Origin of the sequence: Paenibacillus alvei DSM 29, assembly GCF_000293805.1 — a bacterium.
GTDB classification, from domain to species: domain Bacteria; phylum Bacillota; class Bacilli; order Paenibacillales; family Paenibacillaceae; genus Paenibacillus_B; species Paenibacillus_B alvei.
Genome location: NZ_AMBZ01000022.1, coordinates 114,095 through 128,455 on the forward strand (window position 1 = coordinate 114,095; position 14,361 = coordinate 128,455).

The window sequence follows — 14,361 nt, forward strand, 5'->3', positions numbered from 1 at the left end:
TGATGCAAGTGTGTGAAAACATGATTGTTTTGTACAAATATAGATGATATAGATGAGGTGATAGATTGGCGAAGCAAATAGATAGAGAAATTAAAATCACGATTTCTGAACGCGAAACTTATTCTTATGAAACAAAAGAAGAAGCTAGTCAACATGATATATTTATGATAGCGGCTGGATGGTTAAGAATAGATCAATACGAATATGAAGGGACTTTTTATCAAATATTCACGAAAGGAATTGAATATGACCGCGATAAAAACAAAACCGAAAGTCGTTTCCTATAAAGGTTTCAAAATTAAAGAGGTTGGCGATGAGTTCCATGTCTTCACGAAAGACGAATGGGCTATGCCAGCGGCGGTTCGTGTCGTCGAATGGGAAGCTGGAACCATGCAGGAAGCGAAAGACTTTATAGACTCATATTAGGGAGTGAAATAATGACAATCAATGAAAGAGCTATACAACACCTGAAAGAACTTGATGCTTTCAGTGTTCCAAACCCTATTGTCGCAAAGGCGTGCAAATGTCACGAACATTATGATTGTTGCGATTGTGGCGGAAATGAATGTGGATGCTCATATTGTTTTTCTTGTAACGCTTGTGAAGAATGTTTGAGTGAATAAAACCTTGATACAAGCGTGTGTTTTTACCTTGTATCTGTATAACTATATTGTGAATAGAAGTTTACTTTTATTGACTTGCATAAGAAGGTGATGACTTGTCAAAAGAAGATGACCTGTACAAACAGGCAATGAAGCGAATTGCTGAACTTGTGGATGAAGTTTTGCAGACTTGCGATGATGTTGCAGATGAAAACCATTACGAAAGGGAATGGGTGTTGGAGCAATTTAGAAGTCAGTTCAACAAATCAAAGCGAAATCGGACTCAATAAAACCTTGAATTTATGGAGGTAAAGTTAATGATTAAAGTAGTTTCAATAATTGAAAGTGTTATAAGTGGGTACGATGCTTATGTAGAAACAAAAGAAGGGAAACGCTATTATATTAATTGGGCAACAAAACCTACCGAAGATGAAGTAATAAGAGCATGGAAAGAAGATAAAAGATGGTTTACGCATATCAATTAATATTGATGAAAATCAATTATTACGGGCTACAGAGATACAGCCCTCCTTTTAAATTGGATAGGAGAGATTAAAATGAATTTATACTACGTTACCTATGAAACCTCAGACGACAGTAGCGGCTACCTACAAGAGTTTGTTGTTGCAAGTAGTGAATCAGGAGCCGAGGATGCAATTATCAATAAGTTTCGTGGAAGTGGATTGAGCAAAAACGATATAGTTGCAACATTGGTTGAGGTTGATGGATACACTATTTGTGTAATGCCTAAATAAAACTGGATTCAGTTGTGTGTTTTTAACTTACATCTGTACAACTATAGATGTAAGCAATAAAACATATAAATGAAAGTTGGTGCAGTAATGAAAACTAATAATGATAAAGTTATTGAAACATTTATTAACGGTATGACTGGATTTTATTCTAACAGAATAAAAATAGAAGATGCACCACATGCTACAAAATTAGTTTATAATATAGATGAAAAATATCCTTCTGGTTTTCGTGATATAGCAATCTATACAAAACATGACGGTATGGTACGGCTTACAGGACATCCACCATATCATCCAATACAACACAGATTATTGATGACGATTCGTAATGTTTCACCAGAAAAGCTTTACCCTGATCCTGATTATCTATTAGGGTTCAGCGGTTGTTGCAAACAAACAGGGAATATATATAAATTCGAGTGTCCTAAGTGCAGATATGATTTGGAATTGGCTATAGCACATGAAAAGGGAATCACTTGGGATAAGGCTATTAATTGCAATTTGTGTGATTCGTTATTGTTTGTTGAATCAGCTTCTGATGAAATCAATGTACATATTATCTGAATAAATTTTTACTCAATTGTGTGATTCACTCATACTTTTGTACAAATTAATGTGAATGGACAGGTTGGAATGAAACTTACTGGTGCTGAAAGAAATGCTTTAAAGTTGGATTTTGGTTTTCCCTTGCGAGTGAAAGGCGAGAATATAGAAGTGAAAAAGTGCGAGTCTTGGACTGTGATCTATACAGTTGAAGAAGGAAAGAAGATTGCCCAAACAATAATATCAAACAATAAAACGTACAAGGCTGGAACAAAGAGAGGTGAAGGCATAGCTTTTGAACGCCTTGACAATAAGGAAATACAAGAACAAAAGGAAGAGTTAGGTTCTATTATCAAATCGAGAATAGATGAAATAGGATCTAGTCTTAGAAAGCTTGAAAGCTCAACGAATGTTCATAGCCCACAAATTCATGGTATAACTAGCGGCAATAAGAATTATACCATAGAAAATTTTTTAAGAGTGCTGAATGCTCTTGATTTGGAGATTACAATTTCACAAAAACAGAAAAATAAGGAGGACATCATGAAAGTCTGGACAGTTAAATTTAAAAGCTTTAACAGGGAAGATTATTGCGAAACTGTATCGGGACGCAATGAAGAAGAAGCAAGAAAGAATGCCCTGAAAGCCGTTGTTCGCCATGATGATCGTGATAAAATTTATTGGATTAAAGAAGATATTTCTGCAAATAAAAATTCAATCTAGCGTGTGACTCCATCTCACTTTTGTACAATAATTAGTGAGATGGTACTACATATAGTGACTCAAATGATAAAATATATGTTTGAGATACTATATGTAGTATACTTCGTTAAATAAAATGTGAGTTCAATTTAGAATTTAGGAAGTGTATGGGATGGAAATAGGGTATATGGACTTGATCGAATTAAAAGAGTCTTGTAATAATACTGATCGCGATATTATCAGTGCAAATATAAGGCGTATCGTAAAGTCTAAAAGGATAAAGTATTCTGAAATTGCCGAAGCGCTAAGCGTCAACATTCAAACTGTTTATTCTTATACAAAAAAAGTGGATACACAGTAAAGCCAGAACCATTTACATTACTGCTACTGTCAACATATTTACATGTCGACGTAGCAGAATTTTTTTATAATGTGTGATTTCGGATTACTTCTGTACAAATAATACTGACGACAACAAGGAGAAGATGAAAATGACAAAAGATAATCTTGGGAACCGCATGAAGGGATACGAGGATGTATCTCGATATTACCTAATGAAAAGAATGCCTATAATCCTACGAATTGATGGCAAAGCATTTCATAGCTATACAAAAGGATTAGAAAAACCATTTAGTTCTTTCCTGGCTAATTGCTTTTGGGAAACTTCGAAGTATGTTGCTAAAGAAATGATGGGTGTGAAAGTAGCATATCACCAAAGCGATGAAGTTTCTTTCCTATTGACAAACTATCACAAATTGACAACCGAATCATGGTTCGACAACAATCTACAAAAGATGGTTTCTGTTGCGGCTTCATTGTTCACATACAAATTCAACGAACTGACTCGCGGCATTATCGACAAGCCAGCACTATTCGACTGTCGAGCGTTTGTCCTACCTAAAGAAGAAGTAAACAACTATTTCATTTGGCGACAACAAGATGCAAGCAAGAACAGTATTTCGATGGTTGCACAAGCGAACTTCTCACACAAGTCGCTTCAAGGGTTGAATGGAAGTCAATTGCAGGAAAAGTTGTTCAGCGAAAAAGGAATCAACTGGAACGATCTTGAAACGTGGCAGAAACGCGGTGTATGTATTACAAAAATTCAGTACAACAAAGAGACTGAACAAGGAATTGCACAGCGTACCAAGTGGGATGTTGACATGGAAATCCCTGTGTTTACACAGGATAGAAATTATATTGAAAAGTTTTTATAAAAGCGTGAGGATTTTCGCCACTCTTGTACAATTATATATATGAGAGGAGGTGAAACACTTGGACGAAAGAGTTATCTTCCAAATGATTGCCCAGATGTTGGATGCGAATAAAGATGAGTTTACTTATCACGCAATCAAGCGAATGAGAGAACGAAACATTGAAACATCTGATGTCTATGATATTCTCAGGAACCCTACAGAGGTAGATGACGAGCGAGAATCAGAAGACCAAATGTTCACAGGGAAATATAATTATAGAGTCAAGGGAAAATTTGAGTGGTCTGTTGTCATATCAATAGATTTTCCGAATAACATGTTCATCGTCACAGTAATTGATTAATGTTGATGATTGTTATATAATGGGTGAAAGGAGCGTGATGTCTCTTGGCTATTGCAAAATGTGTAATATGTGGGTGTGAAGATGTTAGAGAAGAAGTTTTGCACATACCACTAAAGGTCAAATCAACTCACATGAAAAGTGATACAGTACCAGTCAATGGATCGAAATGTATGCAATGTGGCGAGCAATACATCAATGGGAAGACATTGCAAAAAATCGAACAAATAGAGAAGTCTATCGAAGAGATGGAAAAATCATTTAATGAATTAGCTGTTGGAGCCTAGAAATAGGCTCCTTGCTTTATATTGAGGTGACTAATGAGTAGCGTGTGATTCTCTGGTGTTTCTGTACAACTATAAGTATAATAAGGAGGTTGTGACATGAAAGTAGTCGCAAAAATTAATGAAGAAAATATTATCAGTCTAAATATAGAACTTGAAGTTGGTACACTAAATCAATTAACATTCTTAGGGAACTATGAAAATGTTCGTAAAGCTTTGACTGAATCCGTTTTAAATCAAGCTAAAAATGGTGACAGACAAGGCGTTGAGGATACTCTCGAAGAGATGTACAAGCTTCGCTTTTGGGAAATTCTTGGCGTTGAGCAAGGAGCAATTGAAATTCGCGATGGTAAACTGTTCGGCTTGAATAAGAAGGTTGAACTAGATGATTCTTTGCAAGCGTTGGTTGATAGTACAAAGGTTTTTAAAGAATTAAATGAGTAATATGTTTTGAAAGCGTGTCGTCATCTATTGATGTTGACACAACTTGAATACATATTATTGGAGGTACGTTATGGGTAAATTACTATACTTGAACAAGCAAGATGAAGGAATTGCAAGATATATGGATTCTGGTATCGACGCTTCCAAGCTACAAAAAGGCGTCGATTTTCATATTGCATCAATATTTCTAGTAGATGATAATTTTGAAGCTCATTCGCTAGGTGAATATATCGGAAAAAGTAGTAATGAATTGTTTCAAGGAGTCGAAAGCGGATATATTCAAGTTGCAAAAAAAATAGTTAGTGGTGTTACAGGGTTAATGGAAACACCATATAACAAAGGCGTTCCGTTTTATCGCGTAAAAGGTAATATTGACATCGACTTAGCGACTGATGTCGGATTGGGTGTTGTTCGATATCAAGGTGAATATTATCTGTATTCTCCAACTAGCGATGATGATCAGATGGATGCAATTATGGAAATGATTATGCTAAAAGTATATTTCCAGCTTATGAATCCAAATGAAGTTGACCAGAAGCTTGCGGCATCATTCTCCAAGTTTCATAAAATGATATTAGTGAACATGACATCGAACGCACAGAAACATATCAACCGCTTAAAAGAAATTTTTGCTGGTGTGTGATTCATACACACTCCTGTACAATTATTTATGGGAGGTGTAAATGTTGAGCGACGAAGAAGGATATGTTCGAGAGGAATGGGTATACGCTGGAATGCACGTTGGCAGTAAAGGTAAGAAGTCTTACGGTTGGGTGAATGTAAACGATCTGGAAGAAATCCACTGGTTCGACAAAAATCTCGTAACATCATCTGTAGGGAATATGTACTATGTGTATGTGAAGCATAAAGGTGAGGGTGCGCTTTCCGTAAGGACTAGTGGCGTAAATATGCCTGCATGGTTCGGAAGACTCGACAACAAGGAGAAGGTTAGAGAGTGGGCTATTCGAGACGAAGCCGCAAGACAGCAAGCGGCAACGAAGTCCATGAACACGAAGGCAAACAAAGAAGCACCACTCGATGAAGAATTTGAAAAGATACATAGAATGTCGGCAAGACTAAACACAACTGAAAAGCTTGCATTGATTGCTAAGTTATCTGAAATTATTTTAAGGGCGTGAGTTGGTATGATTATCGGCACAACGAAAAATGTTTTGGAGGAAGGAACTGATAGAGTTCTTCTAACAAAGGGTAGAGGTTATGGTGTAAAGAAGGATGGAGATACAATCACAATAGTTCATAATGATATTGGTGAGCCTATGGTCGTTTCGACAAATGGCGTTAGCAAAGAGTTTCGTGAAAAATTTGTAGTATATGAAGGGTGAGCGTGGGGTTCTCTCACGCTCTTGTACAATTATATATGAGGTGACGGTGATGAACTACAACAAAATAAACAAGATTATGCTTTCTAATGACGATGCAGTGAAGATTGTCGAATGGGATAGAGATAATCACAAACGGTTCTCTTCTATTGAATTTCCCCTGTCAGAAGGGGTATTGCTGGTGTCTGGATATGTTGAAATGTTCAATATGAATCTTACGACAGGTGTGTACTTCAAGATTGAATCTGATGGGGTTTCTTTTTCCATTCTTGATTGGGAGTCTAGGAAACAGCTTGCATCATATAAGATGGACGTGAGCATGGCTGAAACAGGGAAATTTTCTAACGTTGTTGTATATCAACAAGGAGTGACAGAGGAAATGTTGGAGAAGGATTTTTAAAAACCAAGCACACTTGGTTATGTCAACATTCCAGTACATGAACCATCATAAGCATGTAGTTGAATCAAAGACAGTGAGAACGTCTACGACTAAGAAAGCCAAGCATAAAAGCGGTGGCAAGAATCGAGTCGTTAAACTATCGAGTGTGGAGTACAGATTTAATTTTGCCAAAGAAAATACTGGCGAAAAAAGAGGATATGAAAGGAAAACAGAATCTTGGCATCAGAAAGGATTCTGGCGCTTTTATAAAAAGAGTGGCAAGTCTGTATGGATTGCTGAACAAATTAAGGGTAGCGGTAAGAATATTGAACCTAAGACATATAAGATGTAGTTTCATCCCGAAGAACTTGTGCTACAATTAAGTATATGAACAGATATTCATATCTTCAATTGGGTTCAAGTTCTTTTTAATATGCATGGGAATTATAAAATGATTTGTACAACTATAAATGAGAACATATTCGAGAGGGGCAGATAATATGGCAGGACAATTGGAAAGAGTAATGTGGGGATTTGATCACTATATCAATGACAAGGCTCTTAAAGAGCAGTTTCAAGAGTTATATGCGAAGGTTGTAGAAGAGAACAAGAATAATGTAATCGCCTTCATTCCTGTTGGTCAAGTTGATTGTGATAAGCTTGATATCAGCAACTATAATTGGATTGAGGATTACGAAATTAACTCTGGTACTCGTAAATATGAAGATGACGAGTTTGATACGGAAGTTGAATATATTGCTCATATTAAAACAAAAGCTGATGAGAAGTTCGGAAAATATGAAATCAAAGAACAGCCAAATGATGATGAAGAAGATGACCATAGCACGATTCACGCAATTTATGATGACGAAGGCGAAGAGGTTGATTGGGAATACCTTGAAGGCGAAGCAAAGGAAACGATTGAACGATTGAAGCAAGATTGGATTGAGGAGCAGCCTGAATTTGAAGACCTTGAAATGGAATACCATGAAATTTACTGGAACACTGTATGGCGGTTTAACAATCACTTAGATAGAGAAGTCGCTAACAAGATTGGTCTTGGTCATCTTGCAATGAATGAATCTGGCGATGAATACTTGTTCCTTTTAGGTTGTGGTATGGACTTGACTCCAAAGATTGTCGCATATCAAGCATTGACGCATGGCTATATCGATGAGTCATATTTGCGATACTTCCAAAGCGATATAAGCTATACTAAACATGTTATGGGTCAAAGTGTTTGGAATGAAGTGATTGAAAAGCTTGATATTAAGAGATTTTTTGAAGAAGAAGGGTCTGGTGTGTGATATGACACATCAGATTTTTCTTTTGAAAATAACTAAAAGTTTCTTTAAACAATGTATACAGGGCAATTTTCTGTGCTATAATGTTTGTAGTAATTGCAAGGGGGTTGTAGCTTGCAAAAAGTATTAGAACGTATAGAGAACTTCTTAAATAGAATATGCGATACCCATCATAAGATATTAGGGTATCCGCTAAATAAGAATGTTTTTGTTGCATATGTTTGGCTCTTTATGATCGGAATATTTGTCGCATTAATTACTGGTGGAAAGTAGAAACCTAAGAAAGTTTTAGAAGATCGTGTGAATTTGCAGATAAGCTGTACAACTATAGACGAAATCGTAAATCGAAGGGAGAAAATAAATCATGGCTACCCAAAAAACAACTGGTATTCGGAAACCACAAGTTGCTGGAAAGACAAAAGCGAAAGCGAAAGAGAAAGAGAAAGATGGTGCAGTTGCAGTACAAGATCCACAACAAGTTATTGTTCAAGGTGAAGGCGAAAATGAAAATCCTGTAGAAGCTGGAACTAACAACGAACAGCTTGTCGAAGATAACGTTAATGTTGAAAATCAAGAGCCGCAAAATCCTTCTGACAGTGACGAAAACAAAGGTGAAACAGATAGAAAAGATGCTGGTTCTGAAATTTCTGACGAAGAATGGGACAAAGGAAAGCGCGATGGTTTCATAGAAGAAAACGAAGATGAAAATGAAGGTGTACAGCTTAAATTAAAAGATGATGGTGATATTGCAGAGGAAGAAAAGAAGGAAGGCTCTAATCCAATGTTGAAAGATATAGAGAAGAAAGAAGAAATTGTTCCTTTCTCTCGCAAGACTAAGCTTGAATATTCTTCAAGCAATGTAAGCATCAAGTCGCTATTCAAGGAGTGGAAGAAAGACCAGTTAATCAAAGCTAATCGCGAGCAAGAAGTTGAGCAAGCGATAAAAGATGGGAAACCTATTCCTGAGTGGGAAGACGAAACAACACTTCGCTTCGACCTTGCTATTCAGCGTAACGAAGCTTGGTCTGACTACCAGAAAAGCGACCTAATTCATACCATTCTATATGGGTACTATGTGTTCCCTGTGTTAGTACAAGATTCGAACGATGGCAAGAAGTGGTTCCTAGATGGTAAACAGCGTATCACAACGTTGATGACTTATATTAATGGAGAATGGGCTTTGAGCAAGAAGACAAAGACAGTCTATGGACATAAGATCGCTACAATGAAGTTTAAAGACTTGACTGAGGAAATGCAGGATGAGATTTTGGATAGAACGATAACTTTGGTTCGCATGAAGAACATGACAGAACCAGAGCGCGATGAAATGTTCGTTAAGCAAAATTCGGGTTCGCCACTCACTCGGATCGAACTTACTCGCGCCATGCATAGCGAACTTATTTCGTCTATCAACCAATTGTCTAAGATTCCATTCTTCAAGGATGATGTTGAGTTGTCGAAGAAAGCGCGTGATCGCTTTGTAGACCAAGAAATTATTCTGCAAATTGCGATGTTGTTCGAAGAAGGAAAAGAAAAGATCAAAGGTTTTGGTGCAGGACATATTCAAGAGTATGTACTTCGCTTAAAAGAAGCTGAGAAGACAATCTCAGATGAATTAATGCAACGTTTTGAAGATGATGCAACATATCTCACGCTTGCATTTGAGGAATATGAGATGGATGACATCAAAAAGGCATTGAAGAAGATTCATGTTCCAATAATCTTCTATGTAGCTGAGACTGCTATAAAAGAGAATCTTCAACCTAAACTTTTCGGTGACTTCATTCGTAGTTTCTTGATTTCCAATTACAGCGTGGAAAGCAAGTATGGTAAGTCGTGTCAATCTGGTTCTTCCAAGAAAGAAAATGTTTTGACGCGTCTTGATGAAATGTCTGCATCACTAGAATCCTTCTTGAAGATGGTTAAAGAAGCCGCGACTATGGAAGAAGGGGTAAAAGCTTTCGATAAACATCTTGCAGATATTAATGGAATTGAACGACAAATGGATACTGATGATATTGAGTAAATAGTATTAAAATCACATAAATATAAAACAAAAGGCAAATAAAAGCGCATAAGTACTCATAACATCTTAGATTTTTTTTGGGTATTGAGGGAAATGGTCTCAATACCCTTTGCCTTTTATACATACATAGATTATAATAGTCTCATACTCGGAACAGTAAATTGTTGAGCAGGAGATGCCAAAAAGAAAAGGCAAAGGTAAATGCCAAAAAAACTAGGGAGTGTAATCTGTCATGATGTTCAACACATACAATATGAAAATAAAAGCTCTATATCTTGAAAAGTTTGAAAATCAAGATACAAAGGATGTTTATGCTAGATTGTTTAGAAAGTCCTTTGAAACAGAAGAAAGTATGCAAAAAGATATTTACGATTTCAACGATGAGGAGTTTGAGAATTTCTTTGTAAATACACTGAAACCACGCACTAAAGAAAGTGCGCGTACATATTGTAACGTTCTAGCGGCATATGTACAGTGGGCAATAGATAATAAGTACTCTCACCAGCTAATAAATCCTATAAAAAGAAGACAAGAGTACTTTTATGAATTTGTACAAAGTGCTACAAAGATGTATTTTTCTTTCGAAGAGAAAAAGGCGATTATAAGCACACTAATGAATAAACAAGATAGTTTTATAATTGAAGGTTTGTGGAATGGGATACAAGGTTCTAAGGTTTGTGAGTTAGTGAATTTAAGAATAGATGATATTGATGCAGTAAACAACGAAATTAAGCTACGTAACGACAAAGGTGAAATAACTAGAGTATTAAAAGTAGATAATGAAAGCAATGTAATAGAAATGGCAATACTAGCTAACAAGGAACGACAATATTATAAAATGAATGGAAGCGTGGATTACGCTCCAAATATTAAAGAATACATTGAACTGGGTTCTTCAAGATATGTACTAAAAAGTGCAAATATGAGCCGCAAAGTTAGCATGGACGGAGGTGAAAAAATAAGTCATTATACGGTTTATAACCGTTTAGAAATGGTAAGACAGTTAGAAGAAATGGAAGAATATACAGATGCATTAACGACCAAGTACATCGTGCGTAGTGGCATGATATATATGGCGTTGCGTTTATATGAGCGAGATGGAGAATTAGGTAGATCACAAATCGATGAGATTTGTGTAAAATTCAATATGAAGTATAAATGGTCATTGCGTGACTTCTTGAACTTAGACACACTTAACGAATTGTATCCGTCCGAAATGAAAAGAATACAAATACAGAAAATCGCAATGGATGAGTAATTTCCTCCATTGCGATTTTCTTAAATTTCAGGATAATCAACAACGTTAAACATGAATGAAATAATAAATACCATAATAATGACTAATAAAGTAATTACTAATATCACTGTTCGTGAATACCATTTGGCTCTGGTAAGGGAAAGCTTTGCCTTTTTTCGACTAGCTAAGTGTAGTGCATATATTAATTCGATTCTCTCTAAAAATGTTCTTGGATATTTGAAATCATATTGAACTATTCCTTTATATTCATTTTTCTGGAATACGAGACATTTGAGTTTATCAGAAAATATATAATTCCACTTTACAAGGTATGCTATTCGAAGTTGACCAAGAAAGTACCCTAAAAGGAGAGTGCAAACTATCATGAGAAAATCTTCTATTCTAACAGCGGCTTTAAAGCCCCATATGTTTGCAAGCATGTCAATGAATTTTTTTTCTACACTGAATATCTCCATTTTAACTTTATCCTTTCATTCAAGGTTGTTTCTTTTAAGAAAATCTGTATATACACTGTACACTTCTTCATATAGTTCTTCCCTCATTTTTTCGTCTTTAACCTTCTTGTACAATTCTCCAAGAAGTTCCTTGAAACCATCATGTTCATTGATGACATTTTTGACATTACTTTGTACCGAAGGGTGTATTTTGTCCAATGTCTTAAAGAGCAAATCTTCATCTAATTTCAGAATCTGAGCTAGTTTCAATATCACTTCATCTCTGGGCGACTTTTGACCACGCTCAACTAAGCTAATAAAATTAACAGACACGCCGCAAAATGACGATATAGACTTCAAAGTTAATTTCAATTCTTTGCGTCGTTTATTTATAAGTTCGCCAAAAATGATTCTGTTATCATTTTGCAACTGGACACCCCCTATGCAATATTGTGTCAAAATTGTAACAACTGAATACAACTGTCATTTATTAAGCTTTATTGCGAAAATAGATTTGACTGGAAGATTTTATGGATTGCACATTATTATATTAGGGGCTATGATGGTGTAGCATGTTAAACCTATGGTTTAATTTACCCGTTTCGTATTTTTTTATACGATGCATATTCCTTTGATATAGCGAAACAAGAAATTCGATAATCATAAAACGTGGTGACTGTCAACAAATTATCTTTTCCACTACGAACATTGATTATACCTCTGGTTTAAGATATAATCAACTTAGGCGGAAAAAAGCAAACAGATGTTCCTATTTATACGAACACCACGAAATTGGAGGATGAGTCAATGAGTAAAAGTATGAAAGAAGAATTATTGGAAATGGGTTTTAAAGGCGCACTATTACACAATTTACTTCAAGTCATTATTGATAATGATACGCTTCACACATTCTATAACTTCATCCTAGAGAGTGAAGGGGAGAAAATGACGAAGGTACTACTTGTACATAAATTTAATGAGTATATGCAAGACAAGAAATCATATGAGAATTGCGAAGAATTTGTTTCAGCGTTGCAAACTGCTGATACAGAAGAAGAAAAAGAAAAGGTTGTTGAAAAACTGTTTGCACAAAGCGCAAGTCAATCAATGCTGAAAAAAGTAGTCAGTGTTTTAGAAGTTAGCTCTACCGAAGATGTTTTGAAAATGTATCAACTGATTGTGAAATGGCGAAAGATGCACAATCCGAATGAGATTTTCACTCTGTTAGAATCATTGCCCATCTAGTGTGTGGGTAAATATGACTAAAAGGAGGGGTATGTGATGAGCATTGACAGCACATGATAATAGGTCGGAAGACAGTCCCGACTATTGTGTTTTACAGTTGCGAAAAAAAGTACTGAAAGGGGTTGACTATCGCCGTGAAATCACTTATACTAGTAAATGTCGAGAGGGAAGCCTTCCCATAGACGTTTTTTAAACAAGGGAGATGCCAAAGAAAGTACGGTACGTGATTGACAATGAGTAAGGATGGTGATATTATCAAATAGAACCATTTGTAAGATATACAACATGATTTGCAACATGAGTAGTGAGGGGCAATAAAAACGTAAAACCTGTGAAGAACAAGTTGTACCCCTCTGAACATGAGAACATGAAGCGAGAAGATCGCTTTATGTAATCACAATTCAGGGGAGATGTTTGAGAATGGGTAAAACAAACTTGGAGCAAACAAAAGGCAAAATCAAATTGGTAGGTCGTGTTAAGGGTATCAACAACGATAACTCCAAAAAAGAAGGTTTCACGAAGTCAGACAAGCAGTTCAAGTCACTTCAATTCTTCTTGGAGACATCGGCGGTAAACCAAGTTCGAGTAGAATTGTTCGGTATGGAACGCGATGAAGTAGTCGCTTATTCCAGCAAGGCGAAGCAATCGAAGAAAGTTCCTTGGAAAAACCGTAAGAATGACTTAGGTGATTACAAGGTCTTGGGAACTGGATGCTACCTTGAAGTTGACCCATCCGATTCTAGCAAGAAATTGCGTCAAGTTTTGCCCGAATTTGATGCAGTAGATTACATCAAAGCCAATCTGAAAGATGGCGACATCGTTCGAGTGAATGGCGAAATCGACTTCCAAGAGTACGAAAACAAGCAAGGCAAGAGAGTTTCTTCTAAGAAATTCATTATCAAGTCCATCACAAAGATTGATGGAGCGCTTGACTTTAACTCTCCTGAGTTCAAAGAAGAATCGAAATTCGAGCATGAAATCGTCGTTTCTGACGTAATGCTGGATGACGAGAGCAAGCGTCTCCACGTAAATGCAAAGGTAATTAAGTATGGCGGCGATATTGTAGATACATCATTTACTGTAGATACTGAAAAGTATCCAAAGCTTGCTGGCAATATGTCCAAGCGATTTGGTTTCGGTGACTTCATCAAAGTCTATGGACTCGTTATCAACTCCGTTGTTCTGAAAGAAGCAGAAGAAAGTCTCGAAGACGCTTCTCTATCTGACGATGACGATTGGGGCGGCGACGAAGAAATCCAAAAGGACTTTGAGAATAACTACATGAAAGACTACATTCAAGAACTGCAAATCATCTCTGTAGATTCCTCGACTTATGAGCCGAAGAAGTACAAAGAAGAAGACCTGATTAGCGAAGACGAAGATGCGTTCAATGGTGACGTAAAAGGCGACGCAACAGGTGGAGATGATTTCTCCGATGAAGACGAAGATGGAGATGGCTTGGATGATCTTCCTTTCGCGTAAACTTTAGTT

23 protein-coding genes are annotated in these 14,361 nt (G+C 36.4%); 21 read left to right on the forward strand and 2 right to left on the reverse strand.

Going from position 1 to position 14,361, the window contains the following annotated elements:
• The first annotated feature begins 65 nt into the window (after positions 1 to 65).
• From PAV_RS34090 to PAV_RS31150, 19 genes are all read left to right on the forward strand, one after another.
• On the forward strand, positions 66 to 287 hold the full coding sequence (locus PAV_RS34090) for a hypothetical protein (protein WP_005552489.1): 222 nt from the start codon (positions 66 to 68) through the stop codon (positions 285 to 287).
• A gap of 431 nt (positions 288 to 718) precedes the next feature.
• Positions 719 to 892, forward strand: coding sequence for a hypothetical protein (locus tag PAV_RS35495; RefSeq protein ID WP_005552491.1), 174 nt, complete (start codon positions 719 to 721; stop codon positions 890 to 892).
• 27 nt (positions 893 to 919) lie between these two features.
• Positions 920 to 1,087: a hypothetical protein gene (locus PAV_RS35130; protein ID WP_005552492.1), complete on the forward strand. Its 168-nt coding sequence runs from the start codon at positions 920 to 922 to the stop codon at positions 1,085 to 1,087.
• A gap of 72 nt (positions 1,088 to 1,159) precedes the next feature.
• Positions 1,160 to 1,357, forward strand: coding sequence for a hypothetical protein (locus PAV_RS31075; RefSeq protein WP_005552493.1), 198 nt, complete (start codon positions 1,160 to 1,162; stop codon positions 1,355 to 1,357).
• Positions 1,358 to 1,444: 87 nt separating this feature from the next.
• The gene (locus tag PAV_RS31080) at positions 1,445 to 1,921 is read left to right on the forward strand and encodes a hypothetical protein (protein WP_157267433.1); all 477 of its coding nucleotides are present in this window, start codon (positions 1,445 to 1,447) and stop codon (positions 1,919 to 1,921) included.
• A 69-nt stretch (positions 1,922 to 1,990) separates the two neighbouring features.
• Positions 1,991 to 2,623, forward strand: coding sequence for a hypothetical protein (locus PAV_RS32955; RefSeq protein ID WP_005552496.1), 633 nt, complete (start codon positions 1,991 to 1,993; stop codon positions 2,621 to 2,623).
• 151 nt (positions 2,624 to 2,774) lie between these two features.
• Positions 2,775 to 2,963: a hypothetical protein gene (locus PAV_RS31090; RefSeq protein WP_005552498.1), complete on the forward strand. Its 189-nt coding sequence runs from the start codon at positions 2,775 to 2,777 to the stop codon at positions 2,961 to 2,963.
• Positions 2,964 to 3,093: 130 nt separating this feature from the next.
• On the forward strand, positions 3,094 to 3,819 hold the full coding sequence (locus tag PAV_RS31095; protein ID WP_005552500.1) for a tRNA(His) guanylyltransferase Thg1 family protein: 726 nt from the start codon (positions 3,094 to 3,096) through the stop codon (positions 3,817 to 3,819).
• A 49-nt stretch (positions 3,820 to 3,868) separates the two neighbouring features.
• On the forward strand, positions 3,869 to 4,159 hold the full coding sequence (locus PAV_RS31100; protein WP_372515467.1) for a DUF4258 domain-containing protein: 291 nt from the start codon (positions 3,869 to 3,871) through the stop codon (positions 4,157 to 4,159).
• A gap of 44 nt (positions 4,160 to 4,203) precedes the next feature.
• Positions 4,204 to 4,443 (forward strand): hypothetical protein, encoded by a 240-nt coding sequence (locus PAV_RS31105; protein WP_005552502.1) that lies wholly within the window; start codon positions 4,204 to 4,206, stop codon positions 4,441 to 4,443.
• Between the two features lie 96 nt (positions 4,444 to 4,539).
• The gene (locus tag PAV_RS31110; RefSeq protein ID WP_005552503.1) at positions 4,540 to 4,884 is read left to right on the forward strand and encodes a hypothetical protein; all 345 of its coding nucleotides are present in this window, start codon (positions 4,540 to 4,542) and stop codon (positions 4,882 to 4,884) included.
• Positions 4,885 to 4,954: 70 nt separating this feature from the next.
• The gene (locus PAV_RS31115; RefSeq protein WP_005552504.1) at positions 4,955 to 5,527 is read left to right on the forward strand and encodes a hypothetical protein; all 573 of its coding nucleotides are present in this window, start codon (positions 4,955 to 4,957) and stop codon (positions 5,525 to 5,527) included.
• Between the two features lie 40 nt (positions 5,528 to 5,567).
• Positions 5,568 to 6,023 carry a hypothetical protein gene (locus PAV_RS31120; RefSeq protein WP_005552505.1) on the forward strand — a complete coding sequence of 152 codons (456 nt, stop codon included), beginning with the start codon at positions 5,568 to 5,570 and terminating at the stop codon, positions 6,021 to 6,023.
• 6 nt (positions 6,024 to 6,029) lie between these two features.
• Positions 6,030 to 6,227, forward strand: coding sequence for a hypothetical protein (locus PAV_RS31125; RefSeq protein ID WP_005552506.1), 198 nt, complete (start codon positions 6,030 to 6,032; stop codon positions 6,225 to 6,227).
• 49 nt (positions 6,228 to 6,276) lie between these two features.
• Positions 6,277 to 6,624, forward strand: a complete 348-nt coding sequence (locus tag PAV_RS31130; protein WP_005552507.1) for a hypothetical protein — start codon at positions 6,277 to 6,279, stop codon at positions 6,622 to 6,624.
• 19 nt (positions 6,625 to 6,643) lie between these two features.
• Positions 6,644 to 6,955, forward strand: coding sequence for a hypothetical protein (locus tag PAV_RS36735; RefSeq protein ID WP_005552508.1), 312 nt, complete (start codon positions 6,644 to 6,646; stop codon positions 6,953 to 6,955).
• A 148-nt stretch (positions 6,956 to 7,103) separates the two neighbouring features.
• Positions 7,104 to 7,910 carry a hypothetical protein gene (locus tag PAV_RS31140; RefSeq protein WP_005552509.1) on the forward strand — a complete coding sequence of 269 codons (807 nt, stop codon included), beginning with the start codon at positions 7,104 to 7,106 and terminating at the stop codon, positions 7,908 to 7,910.
• Between the two features lie 361 nt (positions 7,911 to 8,271).
• The gene (locus tag PAV_RS31145; protein ID WP_005552511.1) at positions 8,272 to 9,933 is read left to right on the forward strand and encodes a DUF262 domain-containing protein; all 1,662 of its coding nucleotides are present in this window, start codon (positions 8,272 to 8,274) and stop codon (positions 9,931 to 9,933) included.
• 232 nt (positions 9,934 to 10,165) lie between these two features.
• Positions 10,166 to 11,191 carry a phage lytic cycle repressor MrpR family protein gene (locus PAV_RS31150; protein WP_005552512.1) on the forward strand — a complete coding sequence of 342 codons (1,026 nt, stop codon included), beginning with the start codon at positions 10,166 to 10,168 and terminating at the stop codon, positions 11,189 to 11,191.
• 20 nt (positions 11,192 to 11,211) lie between these two features.
• Here the strand turns inward: PAV_RS31150 and PAV_RS31155 are convergent, their stop codons facing one another.
• A complete protein-coding gene (locus PAV_RS31155) occupies positions 11,212 to 11,646 on the reverse strand; it encodes a hypothetical protein (RefSeq protein WP_005552513.1) in 435 nt (144 codons plus the stop codon).
• Positions 11,647 to 11,661: 15 nt separating this feature from the next.
• Positions 11,662 to 12,054: a helix-turn-helix domain-containing protein gene (locus PAV_RS31160; RefSeq protein ID WP_005552514.1), complete on the reverse strand. Its 393-nt coding sequence runs from the start codon at positions 12,052 to 12,054 to the stop codon at positions 11,662 to 11,664.
• A 378-nt stretch (positions 12,055 to 12,432) separates the two neighbouring features.
• On the opposite strand from PAV_RS31160, the gene PAV_RS31165 reads away from it, so the two are divergent.
• Together PAV_RS31165 and PAV_RS31170 are read left to right on the forward strand one after the other, a co-directional pair.
• On the forward strand, positions 12,433 to 12,870 hold the full coding sequence (locus PAV_RS31165) for a hypothetical protein (protein WP_005552515.1): 438 nt from the start codon (positions 12,433 to 12,435) through the stop codon (positions 12,868 to 12,870).
• A gap of 420 nt (positions 12,871 to 13,290) precedes the next feature.
• Positions 13,291 to 14,352: a hypothetical protein gene (locus PAV_RS31170; RefSeq protein WP_005552516.1), complete on the forward strand. Its 1,062-nt coding sequence runs from the start codon at positions 13,291 to 13,293 to the stop codon at positions 14,350 to 14,352.
• The last annotated feature ends 9 nt before the right edge of the window (positions 14,353 to 14,361 follow it).

Coding starts and splice junctions, on each gene's coding strand:
- PAV_RS35130 (WP_005552492.1), top strand. CDS start 920: ATGATTAAAGTAGTTTCAATAATTGAAAGTGTTATAAGTGGGTACGAT.
- PAV_RS31075 (WP_005552493.1), top strand. CDS start 1,160: ATGAATTTATACTACGTTACCTATGAAACCTCAGACGACAGTAGCGGC.
- PAV_RS31080 (WP_157267433.1), top strand. CDS start 1,445: ATGAAAACTAATAATGATAAAGTTATTGAAACATTTATTAACGGTATG.
- PAV_RS32955 (WP_005552496.1), top strand. CDS start 1,991: ATGAAACTTACTGGTGCTGAAAGAAATGCTTTAAAGTTGGATTTTGGT.
- PAV_RS31090 (WP_005552498.1), top strand. CDS start 2,775: ATGGAAATAGGGTATATGGACTTGATCGAATTAAAAGAGTCTTGTAAT.
- PAV_RS31095 (WP_005552500.1), top strand. CDS start 3,094: ATGACAAAAGATAATCTTGGGAACCGCATGAAGGGATACGAGGATGTA.
- PAV_RS31110 (WP_005552503.1), top strand. CDS start 4,540: ATGAAAGTAGTCGCAAAAATTAATGAAGAAAATATTATCAGTCTAAAT.
- PAV_RS31115 (WP_005552504.1), top strand. CDS start 4,955: ATGGGTAAATTACTATACTTGAACAAGCAAGATGAAGGAATTGCAAGA.
- PAV_RS31120 (WP_005552505.1), top strand. CDS start 5,568: ATGTTGAGCGACGAAGAAGGATATGTTCGAGAGGAATGGGTATACGCT.
- PAV_RS31125 (WP_005552506.1), top strand. CDS start 6,030: ATGATTATCGGCACAACGAAAAATGTTTTGGAGGAAGGAACTGATAGA.
- PAV_RS31130 (WP_005552507.1), top strand. CDS start 6,277: ATGAACTACAACAAAATAAACAAGATTATGCTTTCTAATGACGATGCA.
- PAV_RS36735 (WP_005552508.1), top strand. CDS start 6,644: ATGTCAACATTCCAGTACATGAACCATCATAAGCATGTAGTTGAATCA.
- PAV_RS31140 (WP_005552509.1), top strand. CDS start 7,104: ATGGCAGGACAATTGGAAAGAGTAATGTGGGGATTTGATCACTATATC.
- PAV_RS31145 (WP_005552511.1), top strand. CDS start 8,272: ATGGCTACCCAAAAAACAACTGGTATTCGGAAACCACAAGTTGCTGGA.
- PAV_RS31150 (WP_005552512.1), top strand. CDS start 10,166: ATGATGTTCAACACATACAATATGAAAATAAAAGCTCTATATCTTGAA.
- PAV_RS31155 (WP_005552513.1), bottom strand. CDS start 11,646: ATGGAGATATTCAGTGTAGAAAAAAAATTCATTGACATGCTTGCAAAC.
- PAV_RS31165 (WP_005552515.1), top strand. CDS start 12,433: ATGAGTAAAAGTATGAAAGAAGAATTATTGGAAATGGGTTTTAAAGGC.
- PAV_RS31170 (WP_005552516.1), top strand. CDS start 13,291: ATGGGTAAAACAAACTTGGAGCAAACAAAAGGCAAAATCAAATTGGTA.